Raw genomic sequence first — 22,743 nt, 5'->3', positions numbered from 1 at the left:
GCCCTGCATAGGACAGGAGTCGGTAACCAAGCCCACATTTAGGCTTGGTTGAGAGCTGCTGCGCGCTCCATTCTTTGGGAGATTACCCTGGTAACGCCATCCCCGCGCATGGTCACACCATAGAGCACATTGGCCACATCCATGGTGGGCTTTTGGTGGGTGATCACAATCAGCTGGGAATCTTTACGAAGCTCCTCAAAAAGCGCAATGAGGCGTCGCAAATTCACATCATCAAGGGCTGCTTCCACCTCATCCATGACATAAAAAGGGCTAGGTCGCGCGCGGAAGATAGCAACGAGCATTGCCAAAGCCGTGAGTGATTTTTCACCGCCAGAAAGCAAAGACAGACGCTTGACTTTCTTTCCAGGAGGACGCGCTTCCACCTCAATACCGGTGGCCAACATATCGCCTGGTTCAGTCAAAATCAGACGACCTTCACCACCTGGGAACAGGGTGTTAAATACGCGTGGGAATTCCGCTTCCACATCAGTCCAGGCATCAGTAAAGAGCTGCAGAATCTTAGCGTCCACCTCATCAATTACCTTGCTCAGGTCCGCGCGGGCCTGTTGCACATCGGCCAATTGGGTGGAGAGGAATTCATAACGTTCCTCCAAAGCCTTAAATTCTTCCAAGGCCAGGGGGTTCACCTTGCCAAGTGCAGCGAGATCCTTTTCCGCCTGCTTGAGTCGAGCCCGCTGGAATTTCTCATCAAAATCTTCCTCCGGGGTGTAGTCCCGCATGAGGTCAGGCAAGGAAATAGCCAATTGCTCAGTAATTTTGGTGACTGCCTCCTCCATGCGCACCTGAGCTTGGCTGCGCGCCAGCTCCATGGCATGGGCATTATCGCTAAGACGATTAAGTTGCTGACGAGCAGCATTAACAGTGTCTTTGGCGCGGGCAACCTGGGTGGACAGTAGGGCTTTTTTCTGGTTGCGGGCATCACGCTCGGCAGCAGCCTGCGCCAAAGCAGCAGCCACTCGCTCGGATACATCACGAGCACCTTGATAAACCACGCTTGCCAATTCCACCCGTCGACGACGCGCCTGCATAGCTTGTTCATGGCGAATCTTGGCCTGTTTTTCATGCTCGGCCTGGCGTCGCAGATTATCTCCACGGCCACGCTGCTGCCCGGCGCGCTCCTCAGCGGTGCGCAGCGCAAGGCGAGCCTCCATTTCCATGGCTCTGATCTGCGCCAACATGGTTTGGGCTGCATCACGTTCCTGGGTGGATGGTTCAGAAACCTCTTCCTCATCCTCAACACGGGAGAGTCGATCCACAATCTCATCGAGTTGCGCGCGCAGTTCTTCTCGGCGTGTTTCAGCCCGGGTCAACCGTGCAAGATGGCGTGCGCGTTCACTTTCTGCGGCCTGATGTTGTTTTTCCAAACGGCTGAGATCACGGTTGAGTGAATCCCGGGCCAGATCCAATTCCCGCAAAGAGGCACGCTGCGCAGCCACTTCCACTCGGGTGTTCTCGGTGGCTTGAAGCGCACCGGCAAAGGTTCCGGCGCTGTCTTTCAGTTCTTGTTGTACCTGTGCCAATTCAGCGGTGGCTGCGTCAATTTGAGAGGAAATTTCCACGGTGGTGGTGCCACTTCCCAATTGCACCCAACCTGCACCAATGAGCACACCATCTGGGGTTACCGCTCTTAAACGCGGGTCCTCATGGACAATGTCGCGACCGTGCTGGGTGTCGTCGACAAGCACTACGTCGGCAAGCACGCGGTTAACCGGGCCCGCAATGGTTGCGTCTAAGGTGACGTGATCCAGGAGCCAGCTGCTGCCGCTAGGCAGCGTGGCGTCAAGGCGCCAGGCTGCGGGCGCAATGGTGTGATCAACGATGACGGTGCGTGGTACCCCGGCCTTTAAAAGCTTTTCGATGAGTCCGTCCCCGGCGTCGCCGGCAAAGGCTTCGGCATGCGCGCCCAAGGCCGCAGCCACCGCCTTTTCGACGTTGGGCTGCACGCTGAGCAGGCTCGCCAATTTGGGATAATCAATCTCATCCTCCACCGCAGAGCGGGGCCGGTTTTGGCTGAGCGTATCAATGCGCGATTCCAGGCGGGAGACATCCTTGTCCAGATTGCCACGGGCGCTGCGCAATTCCTCCAGGCGGGTTTCCGCAGCTTCGGCCTCATGGGTGGCCTCTGCCATCGCTGCTTCCAAAGGCTCGCGTTCACTATCAAGCTCCTGCTGCTTTTGAAACAGCAGGCGGGTTTCGCGCTCAACATCAAGAATGCGGCCAATAAACTCTTCCAGCTGCTCAGCGAGGCGCTCGGCTTCCTCTTCGGCTGCCTGGAGCTGGGTACGCAGAGATTCCTCGCTAGCGAGGAGGCGCACTACTCCCTCGCGGCGGTCGGCAATGGCACGTACCTGTGCCAGGTGTTCTTGCTCTGCTTCGCGGGCCAGGGTGGCTTTTTCTTCCACATCCTCGCGGATGGATTCTAGGCGTTGGGCGGCTATTTCCACTGCCATCTCAAGTTCTTCAAGCTCTTGATCGGCTTTTTCGGCACGGCGCAGCAGCTCTTCTGGATCTTGGCCAGCATAGGCGGTATCCACCGCACCGGAGTTGGCACGGTCTTGGGCGATACGCATAGTTGCCGAAACTCGCTCTGCCAGCGAAGATAATTCAAACCAGAGTTGTTGGGCAGCTTCAGCCCGTGGGGTGAGCTCAGCAAGTGATTGCTCCAACTCCATTTGTTCTTCGCTTGCCTGCTCAAGTTGTTCCTGGGCAGCCTCTGTTTGTTGCTTAATGAGCTTTTCGCGTTCGCTGGAGGTTTCCAGCTTTTCCGAGAGCTTTAGGATCTCAAAACCAGCGATTTTAAAACGCGCATCTCTGAGATCTGCCTGCACGGTGGCAGCGCGCTGTGCAGCTTCAGCTTGGCGTGCCAGTGGTTTTAGCTGCTTGGAGAGCTCATGGGTGAGGTCTTGCAAACGATCCAGGTTGACCTGCATCCCTTGAAGTTTGCGCTGTGCTTTTTCTTTGCGGCGACGGTGTTTAAGCACACCAGCTGCCTCTTCGATATAGGCGCGACGTTCCTCTGGGCGAGATTCCAAAATCTCGGCCAGTTTTCCCTGGCCGACCATAACGTGCATTTCCCGGCCAATGCCGGAATCAGAAAGCAACTCCTGAATATCCATTAGGCGCGCTTTGGCACCATTAATCTCATATTCGCTGGCGCCATCCCTAAACATTCTGCGGGTAACAGACACCTCAGAATATTCAATGGGCAGAGCACCATCAGAATTATCAATGGTTAGTGTTACTTCTGCACGGCCCAGCGGTTTACGATCGCCAGCACCAGCAAAGATGACGTCTTCCATCTTGCCACCGCGCAGCGTTTTGGCAGAGCCCTCGCCCATTACCCAGGCAAGAGCATCCACCACATTAGATTTGCCGGAACCATTGGGGCCGACAACGGCGCAGATCCCCGGTTCAAATTTTAGGGTCGTCGCAGACGCGAAAGACTTAAACCCCTTGAGCGTCAACGATTTCAAATACATAACGGGGTTAAAGTCTAGCGTTTCACAAAACCCTCAATGCCACGAGACTCACCCCATTGCGCAATAACTGTCTCAACATTGCCCACTCGCTGGTAGCGGCTGGGTTGTTCCTGCAGTCTTTTCAACATTTCCTCGCACTTTTCCCGTGGCCCTTCGGCAACCACGCATACTCTGCCATCTGCCAAATTGGTGGCTGAACCCTGGAGTTTGAGCTCCCTAGCTTGGCGCATGGTCCACCAGCGAAATCCCACTCCTTGGACGGTGCCATGGACAAAAGCCGTTAGTCTTACCTGTTCCATTGGTGAGATCTCCTTAAGTTATGGTTGCTGTATGCGTGCTACGTTCGCGTGCCCTATCCCGCTATTTTATCCACACTTATCGGCTTAAAAACTTTAATTTTGGCTTGATTGGTCCTGCTTCCACTTGATTTAGCAGTCCAGGTTCCAATCCTTGTTGTGACATATAGGCTAATGCCTTTTCGACGGCCTCAAGTTTGCGCTTTACCCCTGCCACGGTAGGTGACTTATCATCGGAAATATTTTCCAAACGGGTGAGTTCTCTTCTTAGGCTTCTTTCCGAATCCACAAAGTAGTTCCAGGTTTCTGGATCATTGTCCAGCTGATGAATTTGGTTGAGGATCACCACTGCCAACTTCTGTGCAACCAGTGCCTCAACTTCCTCGGCCGTAGTGCTGGATTTTAAGACACCTACGGCAATGCCACTACTGCCAGCAGAAATGAGTGTCCCGGCAGTGAGCAATCCGCCGGCAATTCCGCCGGGGCCAAAACCAACCAGGGCACTAGTAATCGCGGCAGCTCCTGCAACACCAGGGGCCGCAGCCAAAGCCAAACCCCCACTTGCAGCAGCAAGGGCGGCAGTGCCAAAGCCTAAGGCACCCCATTTAAGCCAACGTGCTTTACGGCCAGTGGAGATGAGATCTTCTGCCTTGTTCAGCGACAACATAACATCCGCACCGAATTGACTGCCCAACTGGCATTCCTCGGAGAAATCTTTCATTGCTTCAAAGCGAATATTATCGTCCACTTCAATTTCAAAAGGATGCAAAAGGTTAAGCCCCACTAGATCCACAAATTGGCGGGCAGCTTCTTCTTTGTGCACATAGGGGCTAGGTAGTGGAATTGGTGCAGCTGCCTCAGGATCTGCAAAATCAAACTCCAGATGCTTAATTTCTACAGGATTTGGACGGTTTTCAGCCTGATTATGGGCCAAAATTTCCTGCACAAAGCGCGCTTGGGTATCACGCAGTGCGAGATTAAACCGCTGTTGCTTCTCCCCTTGCAGACGTTGGGAAATAAGGTAGGAAAATCGCAGAGCTTGCACCACAAATAGCTCGGCCTCATTAAGTGGCAGGCTGAGGTTCTTTTCTGACACCACGAGCTCTTTTGAGCGAGAGCCAAAAAGACCAAAACCGATGGCCTCTCCCACTGCCGGATCGGCGCAATACTGCTTCGAGGAATGCGCGGTGCCCGGAATCAGCGGAGTTTTAATGCGGTAGTCCAAAACCCAGGGAATTACTCCCGATACTCCCCTTTTGGCAGCTACCGGATCCGTTCCGCTCCAAAAATTCACCCACCAGCGCATATTGGAAGGTGGTTGGTGAAGCAGTTTTTCCACTCGATCAACATTGAAATTGCCATTGGCAAGTGGACTACCGATGGTTACTAAACCTGCAACGCTAAGTTCGGGAGGCAAACGGCGCACCAAATCCGCGGCAATAACGGAGCCAAGACTGTGGCCAATAATGACGACGGAGCCCGCCTCTGGCAATTCGGCAAGGATCCTATTGAGAACCTGGGCTCTTACCTGTTCGCTAGTGAGGTAATTTCGCGCCTGATAAAACCAGGGCAGCTCAACACTTAGAGAGACCACCGCATCGGGCATGCCACCACCGGCCCCTCCATTGTGGCGGCCAAGTCTAAACTCCATGGCCGAGGTACGGTGCCCGAAATTTATGCGATTTTGTCGAGCTGCATCCTTGGTCAAGGTTGGAATGGTCAAAGGAGGAACTTCTTCGGCCTCCTCAAATTCCGCGAAGGCATCGGCGTATTTGGGTGCAATGATCTCGACATTATCTAGATTGGGATATCCGATATCAGTAAGAGTTTGGGAAAGTTGATGGCGCCACTCCTGGGCTAAATCTCCCTGACCTACACCATGTAGATAGAGCAATACTGGTGCCTTATTCATCAAAAACGTCACTCCCCTGTTCATGCTTATTGCACATATAACGCTTTGTTTGTTTGTTGTGTTCCGGAATTTCAAAACACTCAGCTAACGCCCAGAGAACTTTATACAACGCGGATAAGGCATGAAAAAAGCCAGTGTGCAAAGTGACTTTTTAAGTCTGCACACTGGCTTTAGTTAAGCATTTTAATGCTAGGAATTCTTATTAACTTCTGAGACCTCGCGACGGGTAATCGGATCAGATCCATCCCAACATTCCATGCCGTCCCAACCGCGGATGCCCTTGATTTCCTCATCTTCACGGTTGAAGACAGGATCAAGGCCAGCTTTGCGCTGACGGGTGTAGTTACGCAGGACAGCCAAGGCGACTCCGGTCAAAGGAACCACGGCTACCAGGTTGGTAATGGCCATTAGACCTGAGAACACATCGGCAAGTGCCCACACCAAAGGCACGGAGCCAATCGCGCCACCGAATACGCACAGCACCACCAAGGCACGGAAGCCCTGCAGGAAGGAACGGTTTTCAGTCATGTACTCAATATTTGACTCACCGTAGTAGTAGTTACCAATGACGGAGGAAAACGCCAGGAAGATAATTACGACGGTGAGGAAGTGAATGCCCCAGGTACCAACGCTTGAAGCTAGCGCGCTTTGGGTAAGCTCCATTCCGCCGTCGGAGCCATAAAGATCAGGCTTGGCCAGCAGGATGATAAAGGCGGTGATGGAACAAACAATGAGAGTATCGAAATATACGCCCAGGGTCTGAATAAGACCCTGCTTTGCTGGGTGAGACACAGAAGCGGTTGCTGCGGCGTTGGGAACAGAGCCCATACCTGCCTCGTTGGAGAACAAACCACGACGGACACCCTGCATGATCACAGTGCCAAGTGCTGCACCGGCAAATTCACGGATACCAAAGGCGTGGGTAATGATCGAGGCGAACATGGCTGGTACTTCGCCAATATTAAGCACGACCACAACGAGGCCAACGAAGATGTACATGGATGCCATAACAGGCACGAGATACTGAGTCACATTGGCGATGCGCTGAACGCCACCAAAGACGATTGCGGCGGTAAGTGAAGCGAGAATAAGTCCAACGATGATCTTGATAATCATTGCGTCAGATTCAAATGAGGTAGCCACAGAGGATGCGATGGAGTTGGACTGCACCGCATTAAAGACAAAACCGTAGGTCACAGAAATGATGATGGCGAAGAAAAGAGCCAGACCGCGCCAGTTAAGGGCTTTGGTCATGTAGTAGGCAGGGCCACCACGGTAGGAATCTTTATCGCGCACCTTGTAGACCTGTGCCAAGGTTGATTCCATGAAGCTGGTTGCACCGCCAATAATGGCGATCATCCACATCCAGAAGACAGCACCTGGGCCACCCATTGCGATTGCGATGGCCACACCTGCGACGTTGCCGGTTCCCACGCGGGAAGCTGCGGAAATGGTGAAGGCTTTGAAAGCGGAGATACCATCTTTACCTTCGGAAATCTCCGAAGGCTTTTCGACGATGGCTTTGAACATGTCTGGAACGTAACGGATCTGCACAAGACGGGTGGTTGCACAGAACCAAATTCCTGATCCGATAAGAACGGCAATAACGACAAGCCACAGCTTGTCATTAACCATTCCAATAGCGTTGAGTATGGATTCCATAGGGAAAACTTACCCTAGCCTTGTTTTATTTTAAGAATTCAGGCAACAACGATTAGATAACTTTTCCTCAAGTTGAGAAATATGCTTCCCGCCCATTCCAGCCAAAAACTAACGGCGTCGCTGGCAATTCGTACAAAAATGAGTGCCACGTCCGCCCACCACAATTTTAGAAATTGCGGTGCCGCATCGTGCACAAGGTTCCCCAGTTTGGCCATAAGCATTAAGGGATAGGGAAAAATATCCGGAGTTGCCATTGACGTTCACGTAGAGCGCATCAAAGGATGTTCCGCCCTGCGCTAGCGCCTTGATCATGACTTCACGTCCGCACTCCAATAGGTTTTCTAAACGCTTAATCGACAACCTATCGGCCCGCTGTTGGGGATGAATCTGCGCAGCCCACAGCATCTCATCGGCGTAAATATTGCCAATACCCGAAACTATTTCCTGCTCCAGCAGCAGTCTTTTAATATCTTTGCTGCGCTTTTTAAGATTATGGGCAATGGCTGCAAAATCCGCCTGCGAATCCAAAAGATCTGGGGCGATGTGGGAAATTTTGGTGGGCGCACCATCGTGGAGTTCGCCAAGCCACCAATATCCAAAGGTTCTTTGGTCTACAAACCAGACTTCTTTGCCATCGTCTAGTTCCAACTTTGCTCGAAGATGCGGATTGCGGGGCGCTTCTGGATCTTTGATGAGCATTTGTCCGCTCATACCCAAATGCACCAAGAGGCATAAACCAGTGGGATCTAAGGCAGCATCGGCAAGTTCCAACCATAAGAACTTGCCTCGGCGCTTCACCTCAGAAATTTTTAGACCAGCGAGGTTTATTTCTATCTCTACCGTGCCGCCCAGCTGATTGCGGGCCACCCGCGGATGGAACACCTCTGCCTGCACAATTGTGCTACCCGTCGTGTGTTCGGCTAATCCTCGCCGGACTACTTCAACCTCAGGTAATTCAGGCACGCCACTGTCTTAGCTTGCGGAAAGCCTGATGTGCTGCTTCTTGTTCAGCCAGCTTCTTATTGGGACCAATGCCACGTCCCATTTCTTCACCGTCGAAGGACACAATGGCGGTGAATTCAAGATCGTGATCTGGGCCAATGGAGGTAGAAGTGTACTGCGCCATTGGCTTTTTAAGATGTGCCAACTCTTCTTGCAAGGTGGTCTTCCAGTCTTGGTGGAAGCTCTTGGCAGAGGCGTTTTCAATCTTGTGACCGAAGAGGCGGAGCACTACGTCGCGGGCTACTTCGAATCCATGCTGGCGGAAAATCGCACCGAGCAGAGCTTCGGTGGTATCAGCCAGGATGGAATCTTTGCTGCGACCTTCAGTGAGCAGTTCGCCCTTGCCCAGCAAAATATAATCGCCGAGGCCGATTTCACGGGCAATATCAGAAAGTCCATAACGGCTCACAATGGAGGCGCGCATTTTGGACACTTCAGATTCAGGGCTGCTGGGGTAACGCTCATAAAGCTTATTGGCTACGGAAAGACCCAAAACGGCATCGCCCAGGAACTCTAGGCGTTCGTTATTGGGCAGCATGCCGTTTTCATTGGCAAATGAGCGGTGTGTGAGCGCCAAAATCAGCAGATCACGCTGGATATCTACGCCGAGACTCTCCAAAAGTGGAGTGTGATCAACGCTGTCGAAGGCCTCATTGAGCGCGTCAACTCCGGTTACCCTTGGCTTTTTGCGGCTCACAGGAATTTCTCCAGTCCTGCCCAACGAGGGTCGACCTTGGTTTCTTCCGCGGTTTCAGAATCTCCATCTGGAGCTGGAACTTCGCGATCATCGCAAGGACCATATCCAAGGGTTTCGCAGGTGGGATTAAAGGGCAGGCTTAGGCCTGCTTCATCAATGACTGACTGCAGGAGATCAATTTGATCTTGGTGTACCTGTGGGATCTCGTCTTCATCTTCGGCTTCTTCACCAGTAATAAAATCTGGGTCAGCTGCAAACACTTCGGAGATGTGCAGGGTACGGGTAGGAGTGAGCTCACGCAGGCAGCGGGAACACTGGCCGAGCAATTGTGCCTCGACATCAGCTTCCACGGAAAGACCGCCACCGAGGGGGAAGATTTGGGCTTCCACCACGACGTTTCCACCCTCTGGGATGGCAATCATTGCTGGCCCAATACGTGTTGGACTGGGGCCGGACTGCTTAAAAGTTTCCGGGAGTGCGCTGCCGCGCAACATGGCTGCGACATCAAAAACAAATGGTGATTTCATGACCTGGGAAATCCTACTCGTACCCCACTTGAGTTGAGACATCAGTGGGGGTTTGGCTTAAAGACGATGATGAGGTGGAGTCTTAGTAGTCGCGATCATAACCGCGTTCGGGACGCTCATAGTCGCGGTCATAATCTCGGTCGTAGTCGCGGGCTGAAGCGCCCTCTTCGCGGCCTTTGGCGCCGGCGCCACGTCGCAATGCGGTGCGGTCAGCACTAACCGATCGCAAGGTGGTGGATAGTGAGGTTTCAAATTCTGCCAGCTTGGAGTCCACGTATTCATCACATTCCATGCGCAGTTTATTGGAATCGGCATGGGCGGAATCAACAATGCGGTGTGCTTCTTCGGTGGAGCGACGCACTACCTCGGATTCGCTAATAAGGCGTTCTTGTTCAGCCTGGCCTTCAGCGATGGCACGGCGATAAGAATCATTGCCGGAGGCAATGAGGCGATCGGCTTCAGCCTGTGCGCGCTCGATCGTGGTAGCTGCTTCTCGACGAGCGTCTGCGACGATATGGTCAGCGGTGTCATTGGCCTTACCCACGACAGAATGTGCATGCTTGGTGGCGTCTTCCACCATGGCATCAGATTCTTCGGTGGCCCGTGCTAGTAGCTCGCGGGCTTCGTTTTCAGCCTCTTCAACAATCGCGATAGCTTTTTCTTCGGCTTCGCGGATGACAGCGTCACGGTGATCCAAGACATCTTGCGCATCATCTAGTTCCACTGGCAGTGCGTCGCGGATATCATCCAAAAGCGCGATCATATCCTGTCGCGGTACGACGCAGTTGGAGGTCATGGGTACGCCATAGCCACGTTGAACGGTCCGGACTAATTCATCGAGTGCGTCAAAAACCTTGTACATGGGTTTAATCGTACTTAGGCACTCCCCTATTTGCCTTAATTAGTGCTTATTGGCGTGTTTACCGGAACTTTGCAAGCGGGGTTCGTCGAAAAGCGGGGTTTAAAAAACCCTGATCCCCGCCCACGTTGAGGGCAGTGATCAGGGTAGTTTATGAGGCGTCTTAGATAACGCCCTGTGCCAACATGGCGTCGGCGACCTTCTTGAAGCCGGCAATGTTTGCGCCGACAATGTAGTCGTGCTCATGGCCGTACTCAGCAGCGGTTTCTGCGCAGGTCTTGAAGATATTCTTCATGATGCCGTGCAGTCGCTCATCGGTGTACTCGAAGCTCCAGGAATCACGGGAAGCATTCTGCTGCATTTCTAATGCAGAGGTAGCAACACCGCCAGCGTTGGCAGCCTTACCTGGTCCAAAACGCACGCCACGAGCGCGGAAGACCTCAACGGCCTCAGGAGTGGAAGGCATGTTTGCACCTTCAGCAACAAAGCGACAACCATTGTCTGCCAGGGTCTTTGCGTGGTCACCATCGAGCTCGTTCTGGGTAGCACATGGCAATGCGATATCGCACTTAAGATCCCAGATGGAACCATCGGTGTGGTAGGTAGCGCCTTCAACCTCGTCAACGTATACGGATACGCGTGCGCGACGAACTTCCTTGATTTCGCGCAGCTTCTCCACGTCAACGCCATTAGGGGTGTGAACCCAACCGGTGGAGTCGGAGAAACCAATAACGGTAGCGCCCAGTTCCTGAGCCTTTTTGATGGCGTAGATAGCCACGTTGCCGGAACCGGAAACGATAACCTGCTTGCCTGCGATTTCCTCGCCGGCAGCCTTGATCATTTCATCAACAAAGTAAACAGCGCCGTAGCCGGTTGCCTCGGTGCGGACCAAGGATCCACCCCAGGTCAGACCCTTACCGGTAAGAACGCCGGACTCGTGCTGGTTAGCAAGGCGACGGTACTGGCCGAAGAGGTAGCCGATTTCGCGGCCGCCAACTCCGATGTCGCCAGCAGGAACGTCGCGGTATTCGCCGATGTGGCGGTGCAGCTCAGTCATAAAGGACTGGCAGAAACGCATGATCTCGAGGTCAGACTTGCCCTTAGGGTCGAAGTCGGAACCGCCCTTGCCACCGCCGATTGGCAGGCCGGTGAGGGAGTTCTTGAAGATCTGCTCAAAGCCCAGGAACTTAACGATGCCCAGGTTGACGGATGGGTGGAAGCGCAAGCCACCCTTATATGGGCCGAGTGCGGAGTTGAACTGCACACGGAAACCACGGTTGACCTGCACGTTGCCTTCATCATCAACCCAAGGCACGCGGAAAATAAGCTGGCGCTCAGGCTCACAGAGCCTTTGGATGAGGCCATAATCGGCGTAGTGAGGATCCTTTTCCAAGACAATCTTCAAGGAATCAAGGACCTCAGACACAGCCTGGTGGAACTCTGGTTCCCCAGCGTTGCGCTTAAGCAGCATGTCGTAATAGTTGGAGACCTGTTCGTCAACAGTCATGAATTCCACGTTCCCATCTCGGCCTAGAGCGCAGTGGGATCTTTTGAACATCCTCGAACAAAATTGAAAATATTTAGAAATTCACTGCGCCCTCGCCGGCTTGTATTAACTAACGGTTAATAGTTTTAAAGCACTGAGGTATCTGAGAGCAACTTCATTTCAAGAGACTTAACTCACAATGAAAGTATTGGCTGGTCAGTACTCACTAATCGATTATGTCAGCGTTTGGCCAATAAGACCAGAATGAATTAAACCCCCCAGGGAGAGAAGTGTCTCAGCACTAAATTTTCTTTATTTGAGGAAACTTGTGGTCGTTTTCCTAGCGTTTTCTGCAGGTTTTGCTTTCCTTCTCAAGGGCTCGTGGAATTCACAATCGCCAGCAATGAGACGGCGAGATATAACCACTGCACATATTTGTCATATAACCACAAGCGCTCCCGCGAGGGTAGCAGTACTTTGCTGCTACAGCGACCTCATAAGCTCCGCCTCGGCGCCCCGGCAGGCACCCCGTAGAAGCCCAGCGGCAAGGCACTAAGATGAGGGAAATTACTCAAGCCGTTCCCCCGGCACGCCAACTACCGTGCCCAACCTCGAAAGGTTCCACTACCCCGTGAGCAGCTCCGCGAACATCATCATTGCGCCAGATTCTTATAAAGGAACTGCAACTGCAACCCAGGCTGCGGAATATCTTGCTGCCGGGGTCCGCGAGATCCTCCCCGAGGCGACGATCACCTTGGCACCTATGGCCGATGGCGGCGAAGGCACCTCCGCAGTTTTTGGGGGCCAGATTATTACTCTGCCCACTACCAATGCCGCCGGTCGCCTCACCGAGGCTAGCTACACCTTTGATGCTGCCTCCAGTACTGCATATATTGATGTTGCCGCTGCTTCCGGTTTACCTGCCGTAGCTGGCGAAGGTATTTCCACCACCGCGGATTCCTATGGTACTGGCGTGCTTATTGCCGATGCCGTCACCCGCGGCGCTACCCGCATCACACTGGGACTCGGAGGCTCAGCAACCACCGATGCCGGCATGGGAATTTTGGTTGCTTTGGGTGCAGTACCACGGAACAAGGAAGGTTATGCCCTCCGCAAAGGTGGTGCTGACCTAATCAACCTGGACTATATCGACACCGCAGAACTCAACATTCCCGCCGCAGCCGTGGAATGGATCCTGCTCACCGATGTCACCTCCCCCGCCACCGGACCGCAGGGAGCAGCCGCCGTTTTCGGCCCCCAGAAGGGTGCCACCCAAAAAGATATAGAGCTTCTCGACACCGCCCTCCAGCACACCTGCGAACAGCTCAATATTGATGGAACTCAACCAGGAATGGGAGCAGCCGGTGGCATGGCCATTGGGCTCAGCTGGCTATCCACCCTCATGCACGGCACCAGCGAACATATTCATGTGCTGCCCGGCGCGCCTGTTATCGCCCGCGCAACCGGCCTAGAAGAGATGCTTGCTTCTGCTGATCTCCTGATTACTGGCGAAGGCCGCCTGGATTCCCAATCATTTAGCGGCAAAGTAGTGGGAACCTTATACAACCTGGCCCAAGCAGCCCAGGTTCCCCTCGTTGTTGCTGCTGGCCAGGTAGCAGGTGAAATCCCGGCTGATATTTCCGCCTTTGAACTAGAAAAATCTGCCGACGTGGCCGCACAACTGCAAGCAGCGGGGCGCAGCATCGCGCAGAATTTCTTAGAGCAGTCCTAACGGATAATTTCCACAGTCCAGGGATAAACTGCTGGAACTTCATAAGCTAATTCCTGTTCCAGCAGGAAGGCATCCTTGGGCAGATCTGCAGGAGGGGTCAAAATTCGGGAGAAGATCATGGTGATCTGGTTGACGGAACCTTTAACGCCATCAACCTCAATGAGGTAACGGTTCACGGAGGCATTTTCTAAATCCTGGTCCTCATGCTCATCACGGTAGGTTTGGCGCAACTGTGCCTCCACCGCCTCGTGAATTGTCGCTTCCGGATCATGGACCACCAATCCAGAATCCATTAGGTCTTTTTCCACCAGCAGTTTGGAAACGGCGCTAAAACGTCCGGCAAGATCGATGGAGTCGGAATCAGGAACAAGAACATCAAATTGAATCGTTGGCATAGCTACACAGTAGACAATATTGCAGCCATGGTGAATTTTTGCATCTCCTCCCACGTTCCATCCATCACCCGAACTCTCTCCCCTGCTCAGGCTCAATATTTTAAGTCCGTGCGGGATTAACTCTTGTCAGCTTGCGCCAAAACTCTCACACCTTTAAGCGGTGAAGATCACATATCAGCCGGGTTAATAAACGACCCTCGCAAAGCCCACTGCAATTGTGCTCTACTATTTAAGCCATGAGCCCCATTTCAGAACTCCTTAGTAATCACGGTGTCGATTTGTCCTGGCAAGAGGCCGTTTACCAGGATTTACACGAGCACCCCGAGCTTTCTGGTTTTGAAGCGGAGACTGCAGATCGCATTCTCACCTATCTCCAAAGATTTGACTGTGAAGTAATTTCCGGCATCGGCGGATATGGCATTGTGGCCATCTTCCGCAATGGTGAATCCGGCCCGGTTGCCCTCATGCGTGCTGACTTTGATGGGCTCCCCGTCAAGGAAACTACCGGGGTTCCTTTTGCTTCCACCCGCGTGCGTCCCCATGACGGTGTAAATGTTCCTGTTATGCATGCCTGTGGCCATGATGTGCACGTCACTGCCCTCTTGGGCGCTTGCGCCATTTTGGATCAACATCGTGCAGCATGGCAAGGCACTTTTGTCGCACTCTTCCAGCCCTCAGAGGAAAACTCCCAGGGGGCTAATAAGATGGTTGCCGGTGGTCTGGTGGATCTTATTCCTCGCCCCGATGTGTGCTTTGGTCAGCACGTAGTACCCGGAGCTGCAGGAACAGTTATGTCCATGGCCGGTGGTGCTCTAGCTGCCTGTGACTCCATTGAAATTAAGATCAAGGGCCGCAGTGCGCATGGTTCCATGCCTCATAACTCCATCGATCCCACCTATGTAGCAGCCATGATTGTGGTGCGTTTGCAGGGCATTGTGGGACGCGAAGTATCTCCGGAAGATTTTGCCGTGATTTCGGTAGGCACCCTGGAATCAGGCAATACCAATAACACTATTCCTGCGGAAGCTCGCTTGGTGCTGAACTGTCGTTTTTATAATGACAAGGTCAAGCGCAAGGTCTATCGCGCCATTGAAAGAGTGGTGCGCGGCGAGTGTTTGGCCTCTGGAATTGAGAATGAACCCAAGCTGAAGTACTTTGCACATGGCGATCTCACCGACAATACTCCCCAGGTATATTCCACGGTCAGGCCTGTTTTTGATGAGGTCTTTGGTTCAGATTCCCGCGATGCCCAGCGCTGGACTGCCTCTGAGGATTTCCCCTCCATCCCCAAGGCTTTTAATAGCCCCTACCTTTATTGGACGGTGGGTGCGACCCCACGCGAGCAGTGGCAGGAAGCAGTGGAAAAAGATCGCCAAGCGCTAGATATTCCAGCTAATCACATGGGTAATTTCCTTCCCGATTATCACCCCACCATGACTGCTGCCACCAAAGCAGCAGCCGCGGCAGTGTTGACCTACCTTCACAAATAGGTAACCAAGCCGGTTTCCGCCGGGTTGAGAATCATCTCATGGGCAGGCACCACGCGTGCCGTGAAGTCATAATCTCCGGGGATATCGGGGTCTAAGGTGGCGGAATAAATGCCGTCACCGACAGGCTGCAAAGGCACAATGGCAGGGTTGATGAGCTCTCCAGCAGCATCAACTCGACCATAAAGTGCCTGCACCGCAATCTCTTCGTCGAGAAGCACACCTAGATCCACGCGGACGCTGAGCTGAATGGGGTGGCCGGGGCGCACCTGCAGGTTTGACACTGAAACCCCAGGCCAGGCGGTGCGCAGATGCCCAAGCCACTGCGCGTACTCCCCTGCTGTGGCCGGGTTGGCAATCAGGCCAGCTTGGTGGCGCGCCGGGCGGTAGAGATTGTCGGTGTAATCACGCACCATTCGCGTGGAGGTAACCAGGGGCGACAAGGTAGTCCAGGAATGGCGCACTTTTTCTAGCCACTGTTGCGGAATGCCATTTTTATCGCGTGGATAAAACAGCGGCGCAATCCAATGTTCTAGCAGGTCATAGAGGGCTGCAGATTCGGCATTATCGCGGTAGTCGGCATCCTCGCTCTCCACGGTGGGGATGGTCCACCCGGTCTCTCGCGGCATTTCATCCCACCAGCCATCGGAAATAGACAAGGTCAAACCACCATTAAGCACCGCTTTCATACCTGAGGTGCCCGAGGCTTCCTGCGGGCGGAGGGGATTATTGAGCCACACATCGCTGCCCGCAACCAGGGAGTTTGCCAGGGCGAGATCATAATCGGCGAGGAAGAGAAAACGCTCGCACCCCGGCGTCATCGGCAAAGCGGATGATATCTTGCATGAGCTTTTTGCCGGCCTTGTCATTGGGGTGTACTTTGCCGGCAATAACAAATTGCACCGGGCGCTGCTCATTGAGCACAATTGCGCGCAAGCGCTCAGGGTTACGCAGCATCAAAGTCAGGCGCTTGTAAGTGGACACGCGGCGCGCAAAACCGATGGTGAGCACCTCCGGGTCCAGCACTCGGCGCGTCCACCCCAGCTCGGCTGCGTTGTGACCACGCGCCTGCCAGGACTGATCCGTGGCAGCGCGTGCCACCGTGACCAGCTCGGCACGCAACTTATTGCGCACCTTCCACAACTTTTCCAGCTTCACCGCCTCCGGGTTGGGCCAGCTATCGCCCACTGCCAGCTCTACCCCACCAGTAACCCGTTCCACCAGTGGCAACATTGCTGGTTTGGTCAAGGTGGGCAGGTGGACACCGTTGGTGACGTGCCCGATGGGCACCTCAAACTCCTCAAATCCGGGGTACAGGCCGGCGAACATCTTACGGCTTATCTGGCCATGCAGCTTTGCGACGCCGTTCGCATGCTAACTTATATGCAAACCTAAGGGAGCCATGTTGAAGCGGTTGGGATCATTTTCACGGCCTAGTTCTAGTGCTTTATCTAGCTGAACTCCCGGACATAGCTGCTGTTCACTGGGGCGGTCTGCACCTAAATAACGCGCTACTAGGCCCATTTCAAAACGATCAATTCCAGCTGGCACTGGAGTATGGGTGGTGAAGATATTTGAGGCGCGGACTTGTTCAAAAGCTGCCTCAAAGTCTGCGCCGTTAACAATCATTTCCCGGATGCGCTCAATTCCCAGGAAGGCTGCATGCCCTCATTAAGGTGCGCCAATGGCGGTGGTTTTATACCCCGGACCTGGCAGAATGCATTGACAGCGTGCACTCCGCCGACTCCTAAGACAATTTCTTGTTGAATGCGGTGTTCGCTATCACCGCCGTAGAGGCGATCTGTAACCGCACGCAGATGCTCAGGGTTGTGCTCATTATTGCTATTAAGCAATAACAAGGGCACGCGACCCACCTGCGCTAGCCACAGGGTGAGGATTATTTCTTGGCCTTCAGGAAACGCAAGGGAAACCTGGAGTTGCTAGCCCTGCTCATCCACAACCTGTTCTAGTGGTAAGTGGGCTGGGTCGTGGAAGTCATAGTTTTCTTCTTGCCAGCCATCTCCGCTGAGAGTCTGGGTGAAGTATCCCTGGCTATTTAACAACCCCACGCCGATCAGGGGTACGCCTAAGTCAGATGCTGATTTGAGGTGGTCGCCAGCGAGCACTCCCAGGCGGCCGGAATAAATAGGCAGGCTGGGGTGGATTCCAAACTCCATGGAGAAATAAGCCACCAGCAGGTCACGGGCCTTACCCTGTTTGGAGTCCTTGGAGGGGGTTGTTTTTGGTACCACTTCTTGGTTCTGAGATACGCGGTGAGGTTGCGGTCTTCTTCCTTCACACGCGCCAAAAAAGCCTCATCATTTGCAAGGGCATGCAAACGTGAGGCTGAGACTTTTGCTAAAAGCTGCTTTGGATCTTCGGTGAGTTCTTCCCACAGGGATGGGTCAATATCACAGAAGAGTTTTTGGCGTCTTCTCGCCATGACCAGGCAAATTGTGCGCTAGTCGGAGGAGTGGCTCAAGTTGGGCAGGGAGCTGTTGGTGCACTTGCACTTTTTCCACGGCTTTCACAAGACCTAACCTAGCTTGTGAAAGCGTGCCCTGCTACCGGAGAATTTAGCGCTCGAGCAGTTCCTCGGTGGAGGTGATTCCGAGGGAAACGGTGAGCTGGGTGCCCCAAGGATCCTTGGTGATTACAGAGGTGCCGTTATCGGAGTGCTCCCAGGAGCCCAGACGGCTAACCAGCTTGTCCAGATCTTCACGGCCTGGAACAACTACTGCCACATTGGCAAGGCCGAGGGTGGCAGCGCGAGGGCCGGCTCCACCGGAGTGCCAGGTGTTCATAGCGACGTGGTGGTGGTATCCACCTGCAGAGGCAAAGAGTGCGCCGGGGATAGAGGTGGTGGCGTCGAAGCCGATCTTGTCCACGTAGAACTGACGAGCTTGCTCAACATCGCCAACCTGGAGGTGAACGTGGCCGATCTTGGCAGGCAAGATAGCAGTGTTGTTCAACACGGTTTCGCTAAGGTGCTGCTGCAGGTATTGGTTTGGATCCAGGTAGATGGTGTCCATGCGGACATCGCCATTGGCATCGTACTTCCAAGCACTGCGAACGCGGTCTACATAAAGCTCAATGCCATTGCCCTCTGGGTCGGTGAAGTAAAAAGCTTCAGAGACCAAGTGATCGGAGGAACCAACAAAGCGGGAGCGTGGTTCCTGTGCTGCGCGGTAAACGGTAGCGGCCAAGCTTTCCTGGGTATCAAAGAGGAAAGCGGTGTGATAAAGACCTGCTTGACGAGGATCTACACCTGGAAGGTTAGGGGTAGAGATAAGGCGCAGCAATGGGGTGCCATTGCGGCCGAGTACGCGGTGGACTTCCTTGCCACGAACCTTTTCTTCCATTGGTTCAAGTGAAAGAATTGCGGAGTAATAAGAGCTCATGCCTTCGAGGTCACCAACACGCAGGGAAACTGCGTCCATGAAGGTGTTGTCATTAATGCTCTGTTCCAGTGCAGCCATGTTAATCATCCTTGGGGAGTGTGGGGTTTTTCTTTGTTGATACTGAGTTTAAAGTAATTTACTTTCCGTGTCAAGTAAATTCCTAAAGTGGTTCATATCGGCCAACCACCTGCGTAAATACAAAAGGCGCTGACTCCCGTGGTGGGTGTCAGCGCCTTTTAGTAGCTAATACTACTTTGCGATTCGGGTGTCATCTCCGAGGAGGTGAACGTGAATCATGTTGGTGTTACCGGTAACTCCGGGAGGAGAACCTGCAACAACAACCATCATGTCGTCCTTGTTGTACTCAGGCATGGCAAGCAGTGCACGGTCAACTTCGCGCATCATGTCATCGGTATCGGTGACTGGTGGGCAGAGGAAGGTTGTCGCACCCCAGGTCAGAGCAAGCTCGGAGCGAACTGCTGGGTTTGGAGTAAAGACCAGCAAAGGCAGGTGGCTGTGCAGACGAGCCAAACGCTTTGCAGTATCACCGGAGGTGGTGAAGGCGACCAAAGCACGAGCGTTCAGGCGCTCTGCGATGTCACGTGCGGAATAAGAAATCACGCCACGCTTGGTGCGTGGAATGTGGGTGAGGTCAGGAACGCGACCATCGGTTTCCGCGAAGCGGACAATACGAGACATGGTGCGAACCACATTGTGTGGGTCCTTACCAACGGAGGTTTCACCGGAAAGCATGACGGCGTCTGCACCATCCAGCACAGCGTTAGCAACGTCAGATGCTTCAGCGCGGGTTGGGCGGGAGTTTTCGATCATGGAGTCAAGCATCTGAGTTGCCACGATCACTGGCTTTGCATTCTCACGAGCAATTTGGATTGCACGCTTCTGTACCAGTGGAACTTCCTCCAAAGGAACCTCAACACCAAGGTCGCCGCGGGCAACCATGACAGCGTCAAATGCGAGGACGATGGACTCAAGGGCGGAAACTGCCTCTGGCTTTTCCAGCTTGGCGATAACAGGGACACGACGACCCTCTTCATCCATGATGGCATGGACAAGTTCAATATCAGCTGGGGAACGAACGAAGGACAGGGCGATGAAGTCAACGCCGAGCTTAAGTGCGAAGCGGAGGTCGCGGATGTCCTTTTCGGACAATGCAGGCACGGAGATATCCATACCTGGCAGGGAGACACCCTTGTTATTAGATACTGGGCCACCTTCGGTGACTTCACAGATGACGTCATTGCCTTCTACGGAAACGCATACGAGGCCAACCTTGCCATCGTCTACGAGGAGGCGGTCGCCTGGCTTTGCGTCCTTGGCCAGGTTCTTATAAGTGGTGGACACACGGTCGTGGGTGCCATCTACTTCATCAACGGTAATACGGACAGTTTCGCCGGTCTCCCACACAGTGGCGCCGTCGGTAAAACGGCCGAGGCGAATCTTTGGACCTTGAAGGTCGGCGAGGATGCCAACAGCTTTACCTGTCTTGTCAGTGGCCTCGCGGACCCACTTGTAGTTTTGCTCGTGATCTGGGTGGTCACCATGGGAGAAATTGAGGCGGGCAACATCCATGCCATCCTCTACCAGGCGCAAAATTCCATCTGCGCTGGCAACCGCTGGGCCAAGGGTACATACAATCTTCGTTCGTCTTTCCACGTTGCCTAGCCTAGTACCTACCGCCCCTACCAGGCCACAAGTAATATCTTTAACATAACCAAAATACCCCTTTTAGCCATTTATGACCCCCGACACAGTGGCTGCCCGAAACCTGGTTGACGTGCTCAAATCAGAAAAAACCGGGCACCCGTACACTAAAACGGACACCCGGTTAAACCTTAGGTTAATTCTTCACTCAGCCTCTTAAACCACTCAAACCTTGGCGTGGCCAGTCGTTTCTGGCTTCTCATCAGAGCCGACCGACTCCCCTGCTGCAGCCAAAGATGCCTGATAAGTCGGATCTATTTCAGCTGGGGTTTCACGGCCGGGTTTGAGTCGGAAGAATACGATAACAGCGCAAATGAATACCACTGCAGAAACCAGGGTGTTGATGCGCATGCCAAAGACCATCGTCGCTTCGTCGACACGCATCTGTTCAATCCAAAAGCGGCCGAGGGTATAGCCGGCAACATAAAGGGCAAAAACGCGACCATGGCCAAGCTGGAAACGCTTATCCGCCCACATCAACAGGGCAAAGATGAGCAGGTTCCACAAGAGCTCATAAAGGAAGGTGGGGTGAACGGTGGCCATAATTTCACCGGTGGAGGTTCCGGTGACAGGCGCAAATTTACCCTGCTCATCTACGCGGTAATAAATCTCCAATGCCCAGGGAACATTGGTTTCTGCACCATAAAGTTCCTGGTTAAACCAGTTTCCCAAACGGCCAATGCCCTGGGCCAAAATAACACCGGGAGCTACTGCATCAGCAAAAGGAGCCAGCGGAATCTTCTTATAACGGAAGTAGGCGGCTACTGCCAATCCGCCTAAGATTACCGCTCCCCAAATGCCCAAACCGCCGTTGGTGATTTTGAGAGCATCAACGGGATTACAGCTCTCGCAAAAATACTTCTGATTATCGGTGATCACGTGATAAATACGGCCACCAATAATGCCAGCTGGAACGGCAACAATAGCTGCATCCAGAACAACTTCGGGATTTCCTCCGCGGGTAGCGTAGCGCTTTCTGGTCAGCCACACGGCCACCACAATGCCGGCAATAATGCACAAGGCATAGGCTCGAATTGGAATTGGTCCCAAGTACCACACGCCTTGGGGTGGGGAGGGAAACGCGGCCAAAGTCATTACATCCACTGCAGCTTTTTACCTAACGGTGAGGCGGACAACAATGTCCCTTAATCTAGCAACTCCCCTCACCCACCGGCATGTTAGCCACCGACAATAACCATTCAAGCCCCTAATTAACGCGAGGGACAAGCAGGGTGCATCCCGGCACTCACCAGGGATTTTGTGGAGGCAAGCTTGGTATGTGGCACAAAGATGGCATCGGCAGAATAACGCGCAAAGGTCATTAATTCTTTAGGCGTCCAGCAGCCGCCCAGCACAATGCGGGCGACTTCCGCAGGCAGCAGTTGGCAGATTTTAGAAAAAGCCTCAGGCAAGGTCATTGAGCCGGTATAACCGGTGACATCAATGGCGATTACTGAAGCTCCTGACATAACTGCACGTTGCGCCTCGGCGGGGTTACGTACCGAGACAATAGCGGTCATTCCCAGCGATTCTGTGCGGTCAAGTAAGGATTCCAACCGCGGCTGGTCCATCGCCCACACTGGAAGTTCCAAAGCGTCAATACCCATCACGCGGGCTTCGTGGATTTGGTAGGGGTCAATAATGAGGTCACCCAGGAAAACTGGGATATTCACCTTGGACTTAATGTCTCGAACATCACCACAGGCGCGTTCAAATTGACCGCGGCGCACGGTGTAGGCCAGCATGGCGGCACCGCAGCTGGCTACCTTTTCTGCAAAGTCCACGGGGTCGGTGTGATCGGACCAGTCAGAGGCGAAACGATCAAAGGCTGCGACCACATTGCAGCCTGAGGAGAAAAAGACAGAGCGGACATCAATGGCCGGTTGCAGGTGTGAGGACCGAGATTTGGCCTTGACCTCTTGGAAAGGCAGCTTAGCTTCGCGCGCGGCAACTTCCGCAGCGACTTCTTTGAGGATGCGATTATCTGTCGCAACCATGCCACACCTCCTTCCTCCTAATGCACCTTCAAGATTAACCCGAAGGCCCACGGTGAAAGAAATCAAGG

Annotated in this window: 19 protein-coding genes and 2 pseudogenes; 2 read left to right on the top strand and 19 right to left on the bottom strand. The window is 53.6% G+C overall.

Annotated features, from left to right (window positions below):
* Positions 1–38 precede the first annotated feature (38 nt).
* The 9 genes from smc to gdhA all read right to left on the bottom strand — a co-directional run bounded on the left by smc (position 39) and on the right by gdhA (position 11,962).
* Positions 39–3,500, bottom strand: a complete 3,462-nt coding sequence (gene smc, locus SFC07_RS01990; RefSeq protein WP_411206547.1) for a chromosome segregation protein SMC — start codon at positions 3,498–3,500, stop codon at positions 39–41.
* Positions 3,501–3,514: 14 nt separating this feature from the next.
* Positions 3,515–3,799, bottom strand: coding sequence for an acylphosphatase (locus SFC07_RS01985; RefSeq protein ID WP_411206546.1), 285 nt, complete (start codon positions 3,797–3,799; stop codon positions 3,515–3,517).
* 76 nt (positions 3,800–3,875) lie between these two features.
* A complete protein-coding gene (locus SFC07_RS01980) occupies positions 3,876–5,708 on the bottom strand; it encodes a hypothetical protein (protein ID WP_411206545.1) in 1,833 nt (610 codons plus the stop codon).
* A gap of 189 nt (positions 5,709–5,897) precedes the next feature.
* Positions 5,898–7,370, bottom strand: a complete 1,473-nt coding sequence (locus tag SFC07_RS01975; protein WP_411206544.1) for an alanine/glycine:cation symporter family protein — start codon at positions 7,368–7,370, stop codon at positions 5,898–5,900.
* Between the two features lie 108 nt (positions 7,371–7,478).
* Positions 7,479–8,333, bottom strand: coding sequence for a bifunctional DNA-formamidopyrimidine glycosylase/DNA-(apurinic or apyrimidinic site) lyase (gene mutM / locus SFC07_RS01970; RefSeq protein ID WP_411206543.1), 855 nt, complete (start codon positions 8,331–8,333; stop codon positions 7,479–7,481).
* Positions 8,326–9,069 carry a ribonuclease III gene (gene rnc / locus SFC07_RS01965; RefSeq protein ID WP_411206542.1) on the bottom strand — a complete coding sequence of 248 codons (744 nt, stop codon included), beginning with the start codon at positions 9,067–9,069 and terminating at the stop codon, positions 8,326–8,328. Before rnc ends, mutM begins: the two co-directional genes overlap by 8 nt.
* Complete coding sequence (locus SFC07_RS01960; protein ID WP_411206541.1) at positions 9,066–9,596, bottom strand: YceD family protein; 531 nt, start codon at positions 9,594–9,596, stop codon at positions 9,066–9,068. The genes rnc and SFC07_RS01960 overlap by 4 nt, the downstream gene beginning before the upstream one ends.
* An 82-nt stretch (positions 9,597–9,678) precedes the next feature.
* Complete coding sequence (locus tag SFC07_RS01955; protein WP_411206540.1) at positions 9,679–10,458, bottom strand: DivIVA domain-containing protein; 780 nt, start codon at positions 10,456–10,458, stop codon at positions 9,679–9,681.
* A gap of 160 nt (positions 10,459–10,618) precedes the next feature.
* Complete coding sequence (gdhA, locus tag SFC07_RS01950) at positions 10,619–11,962, bottom strand: NADP-specific glutamate dehydrogenase (RefSeq protein WP_411206539.1); 1,344 nt, start codon at positions 11,960–11,962, stop codon at positions 10,619–10,621.
* Between the two features lie 610 nt (positions 11,963–12,572).
* On the opposite strand from gdhA, the gene SFC07_RS01945 reads away from it, so the two are divergent.
* On the top strand, positions 12,573–13,673 hold the full coding sequence (locus tag SFC07_RS01945; RefSeq protein ID WP_411206538.1) for a glycerate kinase: 1,101 nt from the start codon (positions 12,573–12,575) through the stop codon (positions 13,671–13,673).
* On the opposite strand, the gene SFC07_RS01940 is transcribed toward SFC07_RS01945, so the two are convergent.
* Complete coding sequence (locus SFC07_RS01940; RefSeq protein ID WP_411206537.1) at positions 13,670–14,068, bottom strand: hypothetical protein; 399 nt, start codon at positions 14,066–14,068, stop codon at positions 13,670–13,672. The two genes, SFC07_RS01945 and SFC07_RS01940, sit on opposite strands and share 4 nt — an antisense overlap.
* Before the next feature lie 236 nt (positions 14,069–14,304).
* On the opposite strand from SFC07_RS01940, the gene SFC07_RS01935 reads away from it, so the two are divergent.
* On the top strand, positions 14,305–15,558 hold the full coding sequence (locus SFC07_RS01935) for an amidohydrolase (protein WP_411206536.1): 1,254 nt from the start codon (positions 14,305–14,307) through the stop codon (positions 15,556–15,558).
* Here SFC07_RS01935 and glgP read toward each other — a convergent pair.
* The 9 genes and pseudogenes from glgP to SFC07_RS01890 all read right to left on the bottom strand — a co-directional run bounded on the left by glgP (position 15,549) and on the right by SFC07_RS01890 (position 22,675).
* A pseudogene (glgP, locus tag SFC07_RS01930) lies at positions 15,549–16,884 on the bottom strand (alpha-glucan family phosphorylase). The gene SFC07_RS01935 and the pseudogene glgP sit on opposite strands and share 10 nt — an antisense overlap.
* 45 nt (positions 16,885–16,929) lie before the next feature.
* Positions 16,930–17,184 carry a hypothetical protein gene (locus tag SFC07_RS01925; protein WP_411206535.1) on the bottom strand — a complete coding sequence of 85 codons (255 nt, stop codon included), beginning with the start codon at positions 17,182–17,184 and terminating at the stop codon, positions 16,930–16,932.
* Positions 17,181–17,420 (bottom strand): hypothetical protein, encoded by a 240-nt coding sequence (locus tag SFC07_RS01920; protein WP_411206534.1) that lies wholly within the window; start codon positions 17,418–17,420, stop codon positions 17,181–17,183. Before SFC07_RS01920 ends, SFC07_RS01925 begins: the two co-directional genes overlap by 4 nt.
* A 75-nt stretch (positions 17,421–17,495) precedes the next feature.
* Positions 17,496–17,807: a hypothetical protein gene (locus SFC07_RS01915; RefSeq protein WP_411206764.1), complete on the bottom strand. Its 312-nt coding sequence runs from the start codon at positions 17,805–17,807 to the stop codon at positions 17,496–17,498.
* Between the two features lie 26 nt (positions 17,808–17,833).
* A pseudogene (locus SFC07_RS01910) lies at positions 17,834–17,998 on the bottom strand (DUF3417 domain-containing protein); the annotation flags it as partial.
* 133 nt (positions 17,999–18,131) lie between these two features.
* The gene (locus tag SFC07_RS01905; protein ID WP_411206533.1) at positions 18,132–19,034 is read right to left on the bottom strand and encodes a VOC family protein; all 903 of its coding nucleotides are present in this window, start codon (positions 19,032–19,034) and stop codon (positions 18,132–18,134) included.
* A 171-nt stretch (positions 19,035–19,205) separates the two neighbouring features.
* Positions 19,206–20,630, bottom strand: a complete 1,425-nt coding sequence (gene pyk / locus SFC07_RS01900) for a pyruvate kinase (RefSeq protein WP_411206532.1) — start codon at positions 20,628–20,630, stop codon at positions 19,206–19,208.
* Positions 20,631–20,843: 213 nt separating this feature from the next.
* Positions 20,844–21,773 carry a prolipoprotein diacylglyceryl transferase gene (gene lgt, locus SFC07_RS01895; RefSeq protein WP_411206531.1) on the bottom strand — a complete coding sequence of 310 codons (930 nt, stop codon included), beginning with the start codon at positions 21,771–21,773 and terminating at the stop codon, positions 20,844–20,846.
* Positions 21,774–21,889: 116 nt separating this feature from the next.
* Positions 21,890–22,675 (bottom strand): indole-3-glycerol-phosphate synthase, encoded by a 786-nt coding sequence (locus SFC07_RS01890; RefSeq protein WP_411206530.1) that lies wholly within the window; start codon positions 22,673–22,675, stop codon positions 21,890–21,892.
* Positions 22,676–22,743 lie beyond the last annotated feature (68 nt).

The sequence above is a fragment of the Corynebacterium callunae genome (assembly GCF_046592015.1).
In the GTDB taxonomy this organism is placed as follows: Bacteria; Actinomycetota; Actinomycetes; order Mycobacteriales; family Mycobacteriaceae; genus Corynebacterium; species Corynebacterium callunae_A.
The sequence above is the reverse complement of the archived record's forward strand: the minus strand, read 5'-3'. Positions and strand labels throughout refer to the sequence as shown.

What these genes read in the sequence shown, in the direction of transcription:
- lgt (WP_411206531.1), bottom strand. Translation starts at nt 21,773, where the DNA reads ATGACTTTGGCCGCGTTTCCCTCCCCACCCCAAGGCGTGTGGTACTTG.
- SFC07_RS01985 (WP_411206546.1), bottom strand. Translation starts at nt 3,799, where the DNA reads ATGGAACAGGTAAGACTAACGGCTTTTGTCCATGGCACCGTCCAAGGA.
- smc (WP_411206547.1), bottom strand. Translation starts at nt 3,500, where the DNA reads ATGTATTTGAAATCGTTGACGCTCAAGGGGTTTAAGTCTTTCGCGTCT.
- SFC07_RS01975 (WP_411206544.1), bottom strand. Translation starts at nt 7,370, where the DNA reads ATGGAATCCATACTCAACGCTATTGGAATGGTTAATGACAAGCTGTGG.
- gdhA (WP_411206539.1), bottom strand. Translation starts at nt 11,962, where the DNA reads ATGACTGTTGACGAACAGGTCTCCAACTATTACGACATGCTGCTTAAG.
- SFC07_RS01940 (WP_411206537.1), bottom strand. Translation starts at nt 14,068, where the DNA reads ATGCCAACGATTCAATTTGATGTTCTTGTTCCTGATTCCGACTCCATC.
- SFC07_RS01935 (WP_411206536.1), top strand. Translation starts at nt 14,305, where the DNA reads ATGAGCCCCATTTCAGAACTCCTTAGTAATCACGGTGTCGATTTGTCC.
- SFC07_RS01980 (WP_411206545.1), bottom strand. Translation starts at nt 5,708, where the DNA reads ATGAATAAGGCACCAGTATTGCTCTATCTACATGGTGTAGGTCAGGGA.
- SFC07_RS01905 (WP_411206533.1), bottom strand. Translation starts at nt 19,034, where the DNA reads ATGGCTGCACTGGAACAGAGCATTAATGACAACACCTTCATGGACGCA.
- SFC07_RS01890 (WP_411206530.1), bottom strand. Translation starts at nt 22,675, where the DNA reads ATGGTTGCGACAGATAATCGCATCCTCAAAGAAGTCGCTGCGGAAGTT.
- SFC07_RS01925 (WP_411206535.1), bottom strand. Translation starts at nt 17,184, where the DNA reads ATGATTGTTAACGGCGCAGACTTTGAGGCAGCTTTTGAACAAGTCCGC.
- SFC07_RS01960 (WP_411206541.1), bottom strand. Translation starts at nt 9,596, where the DNA reads ATGAAATCACCATTTGTTTTTGATGTCGCAGCCATGTTGCGCGGCAGC.
- SFC07_RS01955 (WP_411206540.1), bottom strand. Translation starts at nt 10,458, where the DNA reads ATGTACAAGGTTTTTGACGCACTCGATGAATTAGTCCGGACCGTTCAA.